Annotated in this window: 12 protein-coding genes; 6 read left to right on the top strand and 6 right to left on the bottom strand. The window is 77.1% G+C overall.

Annotated elements, in window-relative coordinates:
• Window positions 1-71: 71 nt before the first annotated feature.
• A complete protein-coding gene (locus tag AAT21_RS29610; protein ID WP_046780043.1) occupies window positions 72-482 on the bottom strand; it encodes an organic hydroperoxide resistance protein in 411 nt (136 codons plus the stop codon).
• 128 nt (window positions 483-610) lie between these two features.
• Between AAT21_RS29610 and AAT21_RS29605 the strand changes: the two genes are divergently transcribed.
• Both AAT21_RS29605 and AAT21_RS29600 read left to right on the top strand, forming a co-directional pair.
• On the top strand, window positions 611-1,099 hold the full coding sequence (locus AAT21_RS29605; protein ID WP_046780042.1) for a MarR family winged helix-turn-helix transcriptional regulator: 489 nt from the start codon (window positions 611-613) through the stop codon (window positions 1,097-1,099).
• 52 nt (window positions 1,100-1,151) lie between these two features.
• Window positions 1,152-2,186: a PHP domain-containing protein gene (locus AAT21_RS29600; protein ID WP_046780041.1), complete on the top strand. Its 1,035-nt coding sequence runs from the start codon at window positions 1,152-1,154 to the stop codon at window positions 2,184-2,186.
• A gap of 626 nt (window positions 2,187-2,812) precedes the next feature.
• Here AAT21_RS29600 and AAT21_RS29595 read toward each other — a convergent pair.
• Window positions 2,813-3,745, bottom strand: coding sequence for a UbiA family prenyltransferase (locus AAT21_RS29595; protein ID WP_235439269.1), 933 nt, complete (start codon window positions 3,743-3,745; stop codon window positions 2,813-2,815).
• 76 nt (window positions 3,746-3,821) lie between these two features.
• On the opposite strand from AAT21_RS29595, the gene AAT21_RS29590 reads away from it, so the two are divergent.
• Genes AAT21_RS29590 through AAT21_RS29580 form a run of 3 tightly spaced genes read left to right on the top strand, consistent with a single transcriptional unit; the run spans window position 3,822 to window position 6,503 of the window.
• Entirely contained in the window at window positions 3,822-4,880 is a 1,059-nt protein-coding gene (locus tag AAT21_RS29590) for a type III polyketide synthase (RefSeq protein ID WP_046780040.1), read from the top strand.
• 4 nt (window positions 4,881-4,884) lie between these two features.
• Window positions 4,885-5,481, top strand: coding sequence for an isoprenylcysteine carboxyl methyltransferase family protein (locus AAT21_RS29585; protein WP_046780039.1), 597 nt, complete (start codon window positions 4,885-4,887; stop codon window positions 5,479-5,481).
• A complete protein-coding gene (locus AAT21_RS29580; RefSeq protein ID WP_046780038.1) occupies window positions 5,478-6,503 on the top strand; it encodes an NAD(P)/FAD-dependent oxidoreductase in 1,026 nt (341 codons plus the stop codon). Before AAT21_RS29585 ends, AAT21_RS29580 begins: the two co-directional genes overlap by 4 nt.
• A 103-nt stretch (window positions 6,504-6,606) precedes the next feature.
• Here the strand turns inward: AAT21_RS29580 and AAT21_RS34770 are convergent, their stop codons facing one another.
• Complete coding sequence (locus AAT21_RS34770) at window positions 6,607-7,620, bottom strand: hypothetical protein (RefSeq protein ID WP_052758044.1); 1,014 nt, start codon at window positions 7,618-7,620, stop codon at window positions 6,607-6,609.
• Window positions 7,621-8,065: 445 nt separating this feature from the next.
• Between AAT21_RS34770 and AAT21_RS29570 the strand changes: the two genes are divergently transcribed.
• A complete protein-coding gene (locus tag AAT21_RS29570; protein ID WP_046780037.1) occupies window positions 8,066-8,545 on the top strand; it encodes an HAD domain-containing protein in 480 nt (159 codons plus the stop codon).
• On the opposite strand, the gene AAT21_RS29565 is transcribed toward AAT21_RS29570, so the two are convergent.
• The 3 genes from AAT21_RS29565 to AAT21_RS29555 are packed head-to-tail and all read right to left on the bottom strand — an operon-like array spanning window position 8,532 to window position 15,891.
• On the bottom strand, window positions 8,532-10,412 hold the full coding sequence (locus AAT21_RS29565; protein ID WP_046780036.1) for an SWIM zinc finger family protein: 1,881 nt from the start codon (window positions 10,410-10,412) through the stop codon (window positions 8,532-8,534). The two genes, AAT21_RS29570 and AAT21_RS29565, sit on opposite strands and share 14 nt — an antisense overlap.
• Entirely contained in the window at window positions 10,409-14,737 is a 4,329-nt protein-coding gene (locus AAT21_RS39435; RefSeq protein WP_235439268.1) for a DUF5682 family protein, read from the bottom strand. Before AAT21_RS39435 ends, AAT21_RS29565 begins: the two co-directional genes overlap by 4 nt.
• Entirely contained in the window at window positions 14,734-15,891 is a 1,158-nt protein-coding gene (locus AAT21_RS29555) for an ATP-binding protein (RefSeq protein ID WP_046780034.1), read from the bottom strand. Before AAT21_RS29555 ends, AAT21_RS39435 begins: the two co-directional genes overlap by 4 nt.
• Window positions 15,892-15,943: the final 52 nt, after the last annotated feature.

Genomic DNA, 15,943 nt, shown 5'->3' with positions numbered 1-15,943 from the left:
CGAAATCTCGGTCTCGGTCCGACTCCATGGTGGCCGCCCGCCGGGCGTCCGGCATCTCCACCCGGTGTTCGTTACTCGACGACGAGGTCGACCTCGATGTTGCCGCGGGTGGCGCGGGAGTACGGGCAGACCTCGTGGGCCTGCTTCACCAGGAGGGCGCCCGTCTCGCCGGCCAGGGATTCCGGGAGCTCGACGCGGAGGGTGACGCCGAGGCCGAAGCCGGCGCCGTCCTTGCCGATGGAGACCTCCGCGGTGACCGAGACGTCGCTGGTGTCCGCCTTGGCCTGGCGGCCGACGAGGCCGAGCGCGCTGGCGAAGCAGGCGGCGTAGCCGGCGGCGAAGAGCTGCTCGGGGTTGGTGCCCTGCCCGTTGCCGCCCAGCGCCGGAGGCATGGCCAGGGCGAGGTCGAGCTGACCGTCGGAGCTGACGGTGCGGCCCTCGCGGCCGTTGGCGGTGGCGACAGCGGTGTAGAGCGCGTCCATGAGAGTTCCTCTCGCAGAAGTGAACCGTGGCGGCGGCCGGTGGTCGACCGCGCTCCACCAGTAGAGCACGCAATTCAGTTGTGCACAATTCAATGCCCTTCAGGTCCTGGCCGGGTACACTGGCCACCATGACCGAGCAGCCCACCGCGACCCCCTCCGACCAGGACTTCCTGCGCCTCGACGGCCAGATCTGCTTCGCGCTGAACGCGGCGAGCCGCGCCTTCGGCGGCCTCTACCGCGTGGTCCTCAAGGACCTGGGGCTCACGTACCCGCAGTACCTGGTGATGCTGGTGCTCTGGGAGCACGGCGAGATGCCCGTCAAGGAGATCGGGCAGCACCTGCGGCTGGATTCGGGCACCCTGTCCCCGCTGCTCAAGCGGCTGGAGGCGGCCGGCCTGGTCCGCCGCGAGCGCAGCGCCGAGGACGAGCGGTCGGTGCGCGCCGGCCTGACCGAGGAGGGCTCCGCGCTGCGCGCCCGTGCGGCGGAGGTACCGCGGCGGATCGTGGCGGCAACCGGTTTCGAGCTGGCCGAGGTCGTCGAACTGCAGGCCCGCCTGAGCCGGCTCACCGCCGCGCTGGACGCGGCCCTGCCTCTGGAGGAGGCGCGGGAGGCGTAGCCGCCGTCCGCGACGGACACTGGGGCCACCCCCTAGCGGCGGGAGGTGGCCGATGGACCCGGTTGCGGCGCTGGACCGGATCGCGTTCCTGCTGGAGCGCGCGCAGGCGCCCACCTACCGGGTGCGGGCCTTCCGGACCGCGTCCGCGGTCGTCGTGCGCCTGGGCGGGGCGGAGGTGGCCGAGCGGGCCGCCGCCGGCACCCTGGAGGCCGTCAAGGGCCTCGGCCCCAAGACGGCGGGGGTCGTACGGGAGGCTCTCGCCGGCGGTATACCGGCCTACCTGCAGGCCCTGGAGGACGAGGCGGCCGCACTCCCGGAGGGTCCCCCGGCCTCGCCCGCCGCGGCCGCGCTGCGGGCGGCCCTGCGCGGGGACTGCCACCTGCACTCGGACTGGTCGGACGGCGGCAGCCCGATCGAGGCGATGGGGCGGGCGGCGGCGGGCCTGGGCCACGAGTGGGCCGTGCTGACCGACCACTCGCCGCGGCTGACGGTCGCCCGGGGCCTCTCCCCGGACCGGCTGCGCGAGCAGTTGGACGTGGTGGCCTCGCTCAACGCCGGCTGGGCGCCGTTCCGGCTCCTCACCGGCATCGAGTGCGACATCCTGGACGACGGGTCGCTCGACCAGGAGCCGGAGCTGCTGGAACGGCTCGATCTCGTCGTCGGATCGGTGCACTCGAAACTGCGGATGGACGCGCCCGCGATGACGCGGCGGATGCTGGCGGCCGCACGCAATCCGCTGATGGACGTCCTGGGCCACTGCACGGGGCGGCTGGTCACCGGCCGCGGCCGGCCGGAGTCGCGGTTCGACGCCGAGGAGGTGTTCGCGGCCTGCGCGGAAGCCGGCACCGCCGTGGAGATCAACAGCCGCCCCGAACGGCTGGACCCGCCGAGGCGGCTGCTGCGCCTGGCCGTGGCGGCCGGGACCTTCTTCGCGATCGACACGGACGCGCACGCCCCGGGCCAGCTGGACTGGCAGATCCTCGGCTGCGAACGGGCTGCGGAATGCGGTGTCCCGACGGAGCGCGTGATCAACACCTGGCCGGCCGAAGACCTCCTGACCTGGACCCGTACCCGCCACGCGCCCTGAGGGATCGGAGCCTTTCCGACCGGACGTCGATCGCCCTGACACCGCTGCGCCCGAGCGACGTGGAGTGCGCCTCACCGGCGAGGCGTACGTCCGGCGCTGCCGGGGACAGCGGGTTTCCTCCGCCTGGCCGTTGCGCGCCCTGGGCAGGCGGGCCGGCGCCGAGGGGGTGCTCGCGGGCGCGGCCGGCCTGCGCTTCGCCGGAGAGGGCCTGGGTCGCGGCCGAGGGAACGTCGCCGTACGGCCTCTGCCCCGCAGGGGCGCAGTACGCCGCCGACCAGGGCTCGTGCGAGGCCGTGAGCCAGGCGGCCCGCGAAAATCCCGCCTCGGCGGGGGCGCGCGGCGGGCGCGGTTCACCCCAGCCCAACGGGCGCCCGCTCGGCGCGGGCGCCGAAGCCGGGGCCGATCCCGCCTCGGCGGCGGCTGCCCGCGGCGGGTGGGATCCCCCCGGCGGTACTGCGGCCTGGCCGAGCGCCGCCCCGCCGGGCGGGATTCACCCCCGGTGGGGCGGCCGCTTACGGGGGCGCCGGACCCGGGGACGTAGGCCGGGGACGGGCGGCCGGGCCGGGAACGGGGCGAGCCGGGAACGGGTCGTTCGGAGCTGCGCGCCGCGCGCCGGTGGCGCGGGCTCAGGGGCGGAGTTCGGCGACCAGGAGGATCACGTCGGCTCCGGCCACCGCCATCACCGTCCGGAACGGGAGCCTTCCCGCCGGTCTGCGGGACGCGAGGAGCAGCGCCGTGGCCGTCGCGCACAGCAGCGCCCAGCCGTACGCGGTCACCCGACCCGGCGGGCCCGCGACGAGGGCCGCGGCCGAGCCCAGGACGAGCAGCCCGGCCAGCGCCGCCGACCGCCGGGCGCCGAGCCGCTGCGGCAGCCCGGCCACCCCGGTGGCCAGGTCGTCGTCGATGTCGGGCAGGACATTGGCGAAGTGGGCGCCGGCCCCGAGCAGGGCCGCGGCCGCCATCAGCCAGGGCGGCGGCCAGGGCGCGCCGGGCAGCCCGAGGGTGACGAAGGCCGGCAGCAGGCCGAAGGCCAGGGCGTACGGGGCCCAGGAGACGACCGTGCGCTTCAGCCGGAGGTTGTACCCCCAGGCGGCCGTCACACCCACCAGGTGCACGGCGCCGGCGAACGCGCCCACCGCCAGCGACAGCGGCACGCACAGCAGGAGCGCGAGGGCGGCCGCCCACGCCACGGCGGCGGGCGAGACCGTGCCGGCGACCAGGGGCTTGTCCCGTCGGCCCGTGGCCAGGTCGCGCCGCAGGTCGGTGCGGTCGTTGCACCAGCCCACCGACAGCTGTCCGGCGGCTACCGCGCCCGCGACGAGTGCCACCCCGGGCGGACCGTGCCCCGCCGCGACCGCGAGAACCGCGCTGAAGAGCGTCACGGCCGCGGCGGGCAGCGGATGACACGCAGCCGAGAGGCCGGCGAGGGCACGTCCGGCTCGGGCGAGAGCGCCGCTCCCGGCACGATCGGCGCCCCCGGCGCTCGCGGCGCTCGCGGCGCTCGCGGCGCTGTCGGCGCTGTCGGCGCTGTCGGCGATCTGCGTGGTTCGCTCGGGCACGGCGACACGCTATGCGGCGCCGCGCCCGAATCAGGTGATTCATAACGAAGTGTCAGTTGTTTCCTATGGTGACTCAATGACACGTGTACTGGCAGTGCGCAGCGTGTTCCCGCCCCATCGCCATCCGCAGGCCGAGATCACGGAGGCGCTCGCCCGCTTCCTCCCGCCCGGCGCCGACGCCGCCCTGCTGCGCCGGGTCCACGCCTCGGTGCGCGTGGAGAGCCGCCATCTCGCACTCCCGCTGGAGCGCTACGGGCCCGCGAACGACTTCGGCACGACCAACGCCCTCTTCGTGGAAACGGCTCTCGACCTCGGAGCCCGGGTCCTCGACCTCGCGCTCGCCGACGCCGGCCTGACCGCCCCCGAGCTCGATCTGATCATGTCGACCACCGTGACCGGGCTCGCGACGCCCTCGTTGGAGGCCCGCCTCGCCGCCCGCGCCGGACTGCGTCCCGACGTACGGCGGGTGCCGCTCTTCGGTCTCGGGTGCGCCGCCGGGGCCGCCGGCGTCGGCCATCTCCACCAGATGCTCATGGGCCGGCCCGGCCACGCGGGCGTCCTGCTGTCCACCGAACTCTGCTCGCTCACCCTCCAGTCCACCGACTCCTCGATGGCGAACCTGGTGGCCGGCGCCCTCTTCGGCGACGGCGCCGGCGCCCTGGTGGCGGTGGGCCGCGGCCATCCCCTGTACGCGACGGCCCCCGGGCCCGAGGTCGTCGCCGCGCGCAGCCGCCTCTACCCGGGCACCGAACACCTCCTGGGCTGGGACATCGGCCACTGGGGCATGCGCATGGTGCTCGGCCGTGAACTCCCCGACCTGGCCCGGCTGCACGTGGCCGAGGAGGTGGAGAGCTTCCTGGCCGCCCACGACCTCAAGCCCGCGGACGTCGACGCCTGGATCTGCCATCCCGGCGGCCCGAAGATCCTCGACGCGCTCTCGGACGCGCTGGCGCTGCCGGAGTCGGCGTTCGCCGCGAGCCGGCGTTCGCTGGCCGCCGTGGGCAACCTCTCCTCCGCCTCGGTCCTCCACATCCTGGAGGGCGTCCGCGGCGCCGGACCGCCCCCCGGGTCCGTCGGGCTGATGCTCGGCTTCGGCCCCGGCTTCGCCTCCGAACTCGTCCTCCTGCGCTGGTGAACCCATGACCCTGCCCTCCCTGACCTCCCTGACGTCCACCCCCTCCCTCACCCCGTACCTGCTGCTCATCTGCCTCGTCGTCGCCGAACGGTTCGCCGAGCTGGTCACCGCGCGGCGCCACACCGCCTGGAGCCTGGCGCGCGGCGGCCGTGAGTACGGACGCGGCCACTACCCGGCCATGGTCGCCCTGCACACCGCGCTGCTCCTGGGCTGCCTGGTCGAACCCTGGCTGGCCGGACGGCCGTTCGTCCCGCTGCTCGGCTGGACGGCTCTCGCCGTCGTCGTCGCCGCCCAGGGCCTGCGCTGGTGGTGCATCGCCGCCCTCGGGCCGCGCTGGAACACCCGGGTGCTGGTCGTTCCCGGACTCCCTCTGGTCGAGCGGGGCCCGTACCGGGTGCTGCGCCACCCCAACTACGTGGCGGTGGTCGCGGAAGGGGCCGCACTGCCGCTGGTGCACTCCGCCTGGATGACCGCCCTCGGCTTCACCGTGCTCAACCTGGTGCTGCTGCGTGTGCGGATCGGCTGCGAGGACGCCGCCCTGACGGACGCCGGACGGCTGCGGGCACCCGCCTCCGTCCCGTCGGCGGGCGCGCCGTCATGATCGACCTGCTGATCGCGGGCGGCGGTCCGGCCGGCCTGGCGACCGCGATCCACGGAGCCCTCGCCGGTCTGGAGACCGTGGTACTGGAGCCCCGGCCCACCCCCATCGACAAGGCCTGCGGGGAGGGGCTGATGCCCGGGGCGGTACGCCGCCTCGACGAGCTGGGCGTGTCCGTCGCCGGGCAGCCGTTCCGCGGGATCCGCTACGTCGACGGCGGGAGCGGCCTGCGGGCCGAGGGGCTCTTCCGGTCCGGGCCGGGCCTCGGCGCCCGTCGCACGGACCTCCAGGCCGCACTCGCCGAACGGGCCGCGCAGCTCGGCGTACGGGTCCTGCCGCAGCGCGCCGACCAGGTGCGCCAGGGCGTCGACCACGTCACCGCGGCCGGTGTCACCGCCCGCTACCTCGTCGCAGCGGACGGCCTGCACTCCCCCGTACGGCGCGGACTCGGCCTGTCGGCGCCCGCCGCCCCGCGCCGGCCGGCCCGCTACGGGCTGCGCCGCCACTACGCCGTCGCACCGTGGAGCGACCTGGTCGAGGTGCACTGGTCGGCACGGTGCGAGGCCTACGTCACCCCACTGGCGCCCGACCGGATCGGCGTGGCGGTCCTCACCACCGACCAGGCGCCGTTCGACGAACAGCTCGCCCACTTCCCGCACCTGGCGGACCGGCTGGCCGGGCGCGCCGACACCCCCGTGCGCGGCGCCGGACCGCTGCGCCAGGGGGCACGCGTACGCGTCGCGGGGCGGGTGCTGTTCGTCGGGGACGCCGCGGGATACGTGGACGCCCTGACCGGTGAGGGGCTCACCCTGGCCGTGACCGCCGCGGGCGAACTGGTGCGCTGCGTACGGGCGGGCCGGCCGCAGGCCTACGAGCAGGCCTGGCGGGACCTGTCGCGCAGCTACCGCGCCCTCACCGAGTCGCTGCTGTGGGCACGGCGGCGGCCGCGCCTCGCGCCCCGGATCGTCCCGCTGGCCGCCCGGCTGCCCCGCGTGTTCACCGGGGCGGTCAACCTGCTCGCCTGAGGGACACGCGCGAACGAGAGCGGCACCCCGCGCGCGGTGCGCGGGGTGCCGCTCCGCCGGTAGCGGCCGTGGCCGTGGGTCAGGCCGTGGGTCAGGCCGTGGGTCAGGCCGAACTCTCCTGGCGGTTCCGCAGTGCCAGTCCGGCGAGGACCGCGCCCGCCGCCGCGCTCAGCATCACGGCGGCACCCGCCCAGGCCGGGGCGTCACCCACGGTGCCGGCCAGCGGGTCGAAGGCCAGTGAGCCGGCGACGACGTGCAGGGCGACCACGCCGAGGGCCGCGGCCGCACCGGCCCGCCACACCGCCGTGGTGTCGCGCAGCGCCACCAGCGCCCCGACGCCCAGGCACACCACGGTGACCAGGAGGGGCAGCAGGCCGAGGGCGTTCCCGGACGGCGGCGCCGTCAGGTCCTGCGGCAGGTGCAGGCCTCCGCTGACCAGCAGGGATATCGCCACGGGCCAGCGGAGCACGTGCCGCAGCGCCGCGGTGCGGTCCGGCTCCGCGACGGGAGCGGACCGCCGGGGCTCCGGCCGGCGGGGCGTGTCGTACGGCTCCCGGTGCGGGGGCTCGTACCGCTCCCGGGGCGGCTGCGGGTGCGGCCGCGCGGCCGGTGCGGCCGCAGGGGCGGGCCGGGGGCGGCGCTGCTGCTCCGGCTCACCGGGCGCGTCCTTGCCGAGGATGTTCACCAGCAGGGCGACGTCCTCGATGGACCGTCCGACGGCGGCGGCGCGCAGCGTGATGTCCGCCTCGCCGACCTCGTGGGGGGCCTCGCCCAGCAGGGTCACCATCCGCTGTACGTCCTGCACGGGCCGGGTCACGGCGGCCGCGCGCAGCGCCTCCTGACCGGCGTCGGGCAGCCGTCCGTCCTCCTTGAGGAGGCTCACCAGCGCGGTGACCTCCTCCACCGGACGGCAGGTGGCGGCCGTCTCCAGGAGGGTCCGCATGCGCAGGGTGTTCGGCGCCTCACCGTCGTCCGGAACGGCGGGATCGTCCGGCATGGCGGGGACGTCCGGGGCGTGGGGGGCCGCGGGCGCCGCGGGGGCGTCGGGGGCGGTGTCGTCGGGGGTCCCGTGGCGGCCTTCGTGTTGCGTCGCCGCGAGAGTGATGGGGTCATTCATGGAAAGCTCCGTTCGCCGACGCGCGGGTCTACGCAATCGCACGCCGGTCATCGTGCGTCATGGGAAGCGCACGCTTTGTTACATTGAGTGCCACTTCCGCCCACTGCGCCATTCGGGGCGCGCAAACGGGGGTCCCCGCCCGGGCCCGTGGGGAGAGTCGAGGGCCGTGCCCGACATGCGAGGGGTGCCACGCCGGTGCGCCCTGCTGCCCGTCGTGCTGCTGCTCGTTGGGGGCGGCGGGTCCGCCGGCACTGGTCTTGGGCACCGACCGCGGGCCGGTGCGCGGCGGACGCACGGGGCGTACGACCTTCGAGGGCATTCCTTTCGCCGCTCCCCCGACCGGTCCCCGGCTTTGGCGGCTTCTGTCGCGCCCACGTCGTCCGCCACCGCTGTGACGTCAGTACACCTGCCCCTGCCTCCCTCCGGGCAGGGCTACCGTGAGGTCATGACCAGCTCCACGGCCCTTCCGCTCCTCTACCTCGATGTCGACGGCCCGCTCATCCCCTTCGGAGCGGGCCCGTACCCGCCCGGTGACGGTCCCCACCCCCTGCTCGCCCGCGTGGACCCCGCGCTCGGGCCGCTGCTGGCAGGGCTGCCGTGCGAGCTGTGGTGGGCGACGACCTGGATGGCGGAGGCCAACGAGTGCGTCGCGCCTCGGCTGGGGCTGCCGGAACTGCCCGTGGTGGACTGGCCGGAGCCATCCGGCGGGGACGGACGGGGCGGCGTCCACTGGAAGACCCCGGCCCTTCTCGGCCACGCGGCGGGACGGCCCTTCGTGTGGATCGACGACGAGATCACCGGCGCCGACCGGGCCTGGGTGGCCGAACGCCACCCGGGCCCGGCCCTGTTGCACCGCGTCGACCCGGGCCGGGGCCTGACCGTCGGGGACTTCACCGCGCTGCGGGAGTGGCTCAGCTCGGTGTAGCCGCCGTCCACGAGGCGGCGACCAGGGAACGCTCCGCCGCCGCCAGGTGGGTGGCCGCGGCCAGCCAGGCCCAGGCGTAGCCGTCGGGCGACGGGTCGGCGAGCCGGCCGAAGGCGTCCCGCGGGCGGCGGTCGGCCTCGGCCGCCAGGGCGGCGGCCAGGTCGGCCGCCGCGGTGAGCCCGGCCCTGCGCAGTGGGCCGTACGCGGTCTGCGGCGCCGTACCGCGGGCCGCTTCGGCGACCGCGCGGCGGCCGCCTGCGACACCGGTCTCCAGGAGGCGGCGCACCCGCCACAGCGGGGAGTCGGCGAGCGGGTCGGGGGCCTCGGCCACCGGTCCGGGCCCGGCCCCGGCGGCGGGCTCGGGAGCGGCGTCGGGCGGCGGGAAGTGCGAGCCCTGGAGCCGGTCGTAGCCGAGGTCGGCCCGGCCCAGCCACTCTTCGGGCAGCCGCAGCGTGTACGGCTCGCCCGCCACCGGGCCGACGGCCACCGGGCGCAGCGTGGCGGCGCGGTCGAGATCGGGACGGCCCAGGACGCGCAGGTGCAGTCCGGGGTACGAGGCGATGCGCCGCAGGTTCTCGGTGTGCGGCAGCTCCGGGTGCGGGTGCGCGGGCAGCAGCCGCAGCAGAGGTGCGTCCGGGCGTGCCTCGTGGACGAGGAGGTGATCGCCGGCCGCGCCGACGACCACGACGTCGCAGCCGATCAGGGCGGTTTCGGCGTCGGCCGCGTCGGCGGTGCCCGCCAGCAGCGCGGCGACGGCCTCGGCCGCGGGCCGCGCGAACAGCGGGGCCGCGGGCCCGTCGGCCCACGCGGCTCCGGGCAGCGGGGTCGCCTTGACCCCGCGTCCGGCGCCGAGCCGGCCCTCCGCGGAGACCGTCGCGCCGACGATGCGCAGGCCGCCCCGGGCGAGCCCGGCGTGGTCGAGGGTGGCGCCGCCGAGGGCGACGGAGGCCCGTCCGGCCCCGCGGGCGCGGGCCAGGCCTCCCGGCCGGACGTCCGAGATCGAGTAGCGCGAGCCGTCGGGGGCCAGCAGATGGGTGACGACCCCGCCGTAGCCGGTGGCGGAGAGCACGGGCTCACGGCACAGGCCGTGCACCTGGAGGCTGCCGCCGGCCGTGTAGGCACGCCGGGAGGTGCCGGTCAGGGCCGGGTCGGCGGCGCCGGAGGCCAGCACTCCGGCGGTGTGCAGGAGTTCGCGGAAGGATCCGGTGAGGTCGCCCAGTCGGTGTGCGGTGCGGCGTTCACGGGCGGCGCGCAGCCCGCGTACGACCCGCAGGGCGGCCGCTTCCCCGCGGGGCAGTCCGGCCAGGCGGGCGGTGTGCGCGGCACGCAGCAGTTCGGCCTGCACGACGGCTCCCCCGGCGGTGACACCGGCCGCGAGGGCCTCGGCCGCAGCGTGCCAGAGCGCGGCCGCGGCGCCGAGCTGGGCAGGGTTGAGCGCCGGAACGGGCTTTGCGGGGTCGGCGGGGTCGCCGGATACGGCGGTTCCGGGTCCGGCTCCTGCCTGGGCCTCGGCTCCGGCTTGCGTCGGCACGGCCGCGCTCGGCTCCGGGGCCGGCTCCGGCTCCGGCGGGGCCGCGTCCGCGAGCGGGGCCGCGCCCAGGGCCGCGGCCCGGTGCAGGCAGCGGGGTGCCAGCAGGCAGGTGCAGGTGGCCTGTCCGGCCTCGGTGACCGTCCCCGCGGGGCCGGGCCGCAGGGTGACGACGGCGTCCTCGCCGAACCGGAAGGTGACGCTTCCGTCGGCCTCGTGGACGGCGCCGTCCGCGCAGCCGGCGGTGGCGTCGTCCAGCTTCTTGCGCAGCCGTGCGGTGAGGTTCTCGACCGCCTCGGCGAGCACCTCGGGTGCGACGGGCGGCAGTTCGGTGCTCAACAGGACTCCCCACGGAGGCGGTCGCCCACCCAGCGGGCGAGGGCGAGTGGACTGAGGGCGGCCACGGGCATGCCGGCCGCGACGAGTTGCCGCGCGACCGGGACCGAGTACCGGGGGTTCCCCGTGTCGTCGAGCGCTGCGCAGCCCAGCAGATGGGCGCCGGAGGCGGCCAGTGCACGGACCTCGCCGAGCAGTCCGGCGACCGGGCCGCCCTCCTCGAAGTCGCTGACCACGACGACGAGGGTGCGGCTGGGGACGGTGATCAGGGAGCGGGCGTGGGCGAGACCGGCGGCGATGTGCGTACCGCCGCCCACGCGCACCTCCAGCAGCAGCGAGAGCGGGTCGTCGACGCGGTCGGTGAGGTCCACGACCTGGGTGGAGAACGCGAGGAAGTGCGTGGACAGGGTGGGGACACCGCCCAGGACTGCCGCGGTCAGGGCCGACCAGATGACGGAGGCCTCCATCGAGCCGGACACGTCGACGACCAGGACGAGCCGCCAGTCGGCCTCGCGGCTCGCCCGGGTGCTGAAGACAGGCCGCTCCGGTACCACGACCACCGTGCCGTCGGGCCGCCGGCGGGTGTGCGCGAGGTTGGCCCGCAGGGTCCGGGCGAGGTCGAGCCGGCCGCCCGGGCGCCGGGTGGGACGCGGGGTGCTGAGTCCGGACAGCGCCGGGCGCAGCCGGGTGGCGAGCTCCTTGGCGAGTTCGTCGACCAGCCGCCGCACCAGGGGGCGCAGCCGGGCGAGTTGTGCCTCGGGCAGTCCGCCGGCGAGGGACAGTACGGAGCTGAGCAGTTCCACGGAGGGCCGCACGGCCTCCGGGTCGAGCTGGGCGAGCACGTCGGTACGGCCGGCTTCGGCCGCACCGGCCAGCACCTCTTCCCGTACGTCGGCGCCGAACAGCGCCTCGAGCTCCTGCGACCATTCGCGGGCGGTCGGGAAGGAGGCCTCCCGGCCGCCGCCGCGGCCCGGTCCCTGACCGGTGCCGAGGTCGCCGGCCCCTTCGCCCTGCCCCGTGCCGTACAGCTCGTCGAGGGCGTGGGCGTAGCGGCGGGCACCGGCCGGGAGCCGGTCGCGTTCGCGGCCGAGCAGCAGCCGCCAGCGGTCGGCCGGGGCGAGCCGGCGCTCCTCGGACTCGGCCGTCCGCGCGGGCGGTGCGTCGGGGGCCGCCGCGGCCGGTTCCGCCGCCGGTTCCGCCGCCGGTTCCGCGGCCGGTTCCGGCTGCCGGGGCAGCGGGAGGGCCTTGAGCGCGGCGAGCCCGGCGGCGTCGGCGGCGGCCCAGAGGGCGAGCAGGGCGGGCGGGGCGTCGAGGGCGAGGTCGATGCGGTCGCCGAGGCGTTCGGTAACGGTGTCCAGCAGCCGGTCGCGGGCGGCCGGGGCGAGGGCGTCGAAACCGCCGCGCAGGGCGGGGAGACGGTCGAGGAAGTCCTGGTCGGCGAGGTGCTCGACGCGGTCGAGGAGCGGGGTGAGGGCGGCCGGGGACGACTGCAGCAGGGGGCCGGCGGCGGTGAGGAGTCCGGCGAGCCGGCGGGTCAGGGCGCGTCGGCTGTCGGGGGTGCCGGCGCCGTCAATCCATCCGGCGGCGCGGTCGCCGAGCGCCTCGGCCGGGTCGAGGTCGAGGAGGACCCGGACGGCCAGGGCCGCGCCCTGCATCAGCGGGGACGCGGAGGCGGCCAGGGCGGCGAGCGCGTCGTCCGTGCGCAGGCCCAGGTGGTGGGCGGCGGCGCGGTCGGCGAGGGCCACGAGGGCGGCGGCGCCGGCCGGGTCGTCGCTGCCGGCGAGGCCGGGCAGGGAGCGTACGGCGGCTTCGAGGAGCTCGCCGGTGAGCGCGGCGCAGGCGGCGCGGGACGCGGCGGAGGTACCGGGGAGGTGACCGCGGTGCAGGGCCTCCAGGAGGTCGAGGGCGTCGAGGAGTTCGGGCAGGGTCGCGGTCCGCGGCAGGTCGGTGGCCGCCTCATGGAGGCGTACGTCGACCAGTTCGGGCAGGTCGCAGCGCGCGGCGGCGGCCAGCCCGGCGAGGATCTGCGCCGGGGTGGGGCCGCCCTCGGCGGCGGCCCGCCGGGCGGTCTCGCTGAGCGTACCGGCCGCCGCCTGGGCGGCGGTGACGCCGCGTACGCCCGTGAGGTCGAGCCGGGCCGGGACGGAAGGCGTCCAGGACAGCCGCCACTTGGTGCCGAGGGCGGTGCCGTCGCCGGTGGCGGCGACGGTGAGGGGCTCGCCGTAGGAGGCCCCGCAGACCAGGAGGCGCTGGAGGAGGACCTCGCGGCGGCCGTCGAGGGCGGAGCGGAGCGGGTCGAGGCGGACCTCGCGCGGCGCGGGGTCCTCCGGGCACGGCAGGCGGAGCTCGGCGAGTTCGGCCTCGACGGAGGGGCCGAGGCCGGAGCGCGGGGCGTGCGGGGTGATCCGGCCGCGGGCGGTGCCGACGAGCACCGCTTCGAGGGCCTGGGCCAGGGCCCGGCCCCGGCCGAGGGGTTCGCCCTGGCCGAGGACGGTGGTGACGGCTTCCAGGAGCTCGCCGCGGCCGGGCGCGGGCAGTTCGCGCAGGGCGGCGAGGTCGCAGGCGAGGCGGAGGGTCTCGGCGGCCTCGCCGGTGCCGGCGGTGTGTCCGGCCCGGCGCAGTTCCCGGCAGAGCCCGGTGACGGCGACGGAGGCGGCCTCCCGGAGCCGCTCGGGGTCGCCGCCGGCTTCGAGGACGGCCTGCTGCCAGAGCGGGTCGCGGATGCCGGCGGGGTAGCCGGAGCGGGAGTCGAGCAGGTCGAAGGAGTACGGCACGAAGGAGGTGACGGCCCTGTCCCCGGGCGGGACCGTCCCGGGGCCGGCGCCCTTGCCGGTGCGCCGGGCCGGCGGCGTCGCCGGGGCCGGCCCGGCAGCGGCGGCCTCGGCCGGGCCCGGCACGGCTGCCACCGCGTCGGCCTTCGGCCCGGCCGGGACCGCGGGACCGGGTACGGCACAGCCTGCGGCGTCTGCGGCCGAGCCCTGTCCGGCCGCGGTGTCGGTGGTGCGGGGAAGCCGCCCCTGCTCCGCGGCCGGGGCCGGCCCGGAGTCGGCGGCCTTGCCCCGGAGGCGACCCGCGGCGGAGCCGTCGGCGGTTTCCGCCCCGGCGTCGCTCGCCTTGCCGGCACCGGGTGCGCCCGGACCGGCCGGGCCCCGGGCCGGTCCCGGGCGCTCGTCCGCGCTCTGCACGGGGACGCGGTCGCCGCCCGGCCTCTCGCCGCGGGCCCCGTCACCGGCCGGCGCCTGGACGGGAACGGCATCCGCGGCGGCGCCCCGATCGGGGAGGGCCGTGACGACGGGCCCCGGCAGGACCGAACCGTCGGCGTCGCGCGGCGGCGTGAGGAGGGCGGGGGCGTGGAAGGAGCCGATGACGGCGGCCACGCGGTGGCCGCCGGTGGCGGCGCCGGCGATGACGGCACGCATGTGCGACTCGCGGGCGAGGTCCCGGTCCGGGACGGGCCCGTCCTCGCGCAGTGCCCAGCCGACGCCGAGCGCGGCACGGCGTACGGCCTCCGGCGAGCAGCCGGGTGCGAGGACCTCGACGGCGCGGTCCCACAGGTCGTCACCGTCCCGGCCCGTACCGGCGGCGGTGAGCCCCTCGGCGAAGCTGCCCGCGCGCTGCGGGCCGTCGGCCGCCTCCGGCGCAGTGTCGGTACCCGTGGTCGGAGCCGGAACCGTGCGGGAGGCCGCGGCGTGCTGCACGGCGGTGTCGGACCGCGCCGAGGCACTGCCGGTGCCGGGGTCCACAGCCGTGAGCGCAACCCCGGCGGGGCCGCTGCCCCGCGCCGGGTCGGAGTCCGTGGCGGCGTACGGCACTCCGGCCGCGGCCCGAGCCGAGGTGCTTCCCGCGGCCTCAGCCGACGCCCTTCCGGTGGCGGAGCTCGAGGTGGCGTCCGTCGGCCGGGGCGAGGCACCGGGGAGGGCCGTCGGCCGGTCCGTCGGCGGGGACGGGTGCGGGACGGGGAGCCGGGGGGTCCAGCCGGGGTCGGACAGCGGGAGGTCGCAGCACAGGACGGCCGCGCCCGACCGGCGGGCCCAGCGGATGGCCGCCAGCTCCGGGGAGAAGTCCGCGAACGGGTAGAACGCCAGGCGGCCGTCCTCGCCGGTGCCCGCGAGGGCGACCGGGGCGACGGTCTCCGGGTCGGCCAGGTGCTCCAGCCACGGCTGGAAGTCCGCCGGGAGCTCGACGCAGACCACGTCCGCGCCGGAGGCGTCCAGCAGGGCCGGCACCACCGCGGCCAGGGCGGGGCTGTGGTGCCGTACCCCGATCAGGTAGGGCTCGCGGGCCGCGGCGAGCGCGTCGACCGCGGCCCGCGGGTCGGTGTGCGTCAACGCAGGCTCCCGCGCAGGTCCCAGAGGCGGCGCCACATCGCCGAACCGTCCTCGGCGCGGCGCCGGACCGGGCCGTCCCAGTACCCCAGCAGCCTCCCGTGGTCGGCCGGGTCGTCCTTGCGTACGACGCCCAGCAGGTGCCCCGGCAGCAGGTCCAGCACGTCCCCGTCCGGCAGGTACGCGGCGGCGACGCCCAGCGAGGCCGCCACCTGCACCGCTTCGGCGGTGGACATGACCGTGCCGGGGCGTTCGACGTCCCAGCCCTCGGCGGAGCGGCCCGAGCGCAGGTCGCGGAAGACGGTGACGAGCGCGTCGAGCACGGCGTCGTCCACGCCGAAGGCGGCGCCGGCCCGCTGGACGGCGGCGACGGCCTGCCGGCGGATCAGCGTGGCCTCCGCGTCCGCGTCGGCGATCGGGGCGACGGTCTCGAAGTTGAAGCGCCGCTTGAGGGCGGCGGACATCTCGGAGACGCCCCGGTCGCGCAGGTTCGCGGTGGCGATGACGGTGAAGCCGGGGGCCGCGGAGACCACCGCGTCCTCGGTGGCGGTCAGTTCGGGCACGCTGACCCGCCGGTCCGAGAGGATCGACACCAGCGCGTCCTGCACTTCGGGCAGGCAGCGGGTGATCTCCTCCACGCGGACCACCCGGCCGGTGCGCATGGCGGAGAGCACCGGGGAGTCGACCAGGGCCTGCGGGGTGGGGCCCTGCGCGAGCAGGAGCGCGTAGTTCCAGCCGTAGCGGAAGGCGTCCTCGGTGGTGCCGGCGGTGCCCTGCACGGTGAGGGAGCTGGTGCCGCAGACGGCGGCGGCGAGGAGTTCGGAGAGCATCGACTTGGCGGTGCCCGGCTCGCCCGTCAGGAGCAGGCCGCGCTCGCCGGCGAGGGTGACGACGCAGCGCTCGACCAGGGCGCGTTCGCCGACGAACTTGGGGGCGATGGCCAGCTTCGCCGGAAGGCCGGCGCGGCGCTTGGGCAGGGCCAGTTCGGTTCCGTCGCTGCCGCAGACGAAGGTGACGACGGCCTGCGGGGTCAGCGCCCAGCCGGGCGGCCGGGGGCCGGTGTCGTGGGCGGCGAGGAAGGCGAGTTCGTCGGCGTACCGTTCCTCGGCGGGCAGCACCTGCCGGGCGGCGGGTGCGGATGGTGCGGTGGCGGTCATCTGGTTCCTCTGTGCGTGTACGAAGTGGTGGTGGGCGGGGGCGGCGCGGCCC

The organism is Streptomyces yangpuensis (assembly GCF_001005295.1).
GTDB lineage: Bacteria > Actinomycetota > Actinomycetes > Streptomycetales > Streptomycetaceae > Streptomyces > Streptomyces yangpuensis.
Note: the sequence above shows the minus strand (reverse complement) of the source record. Positions and strands in the feature narration are given on the sequence as shown.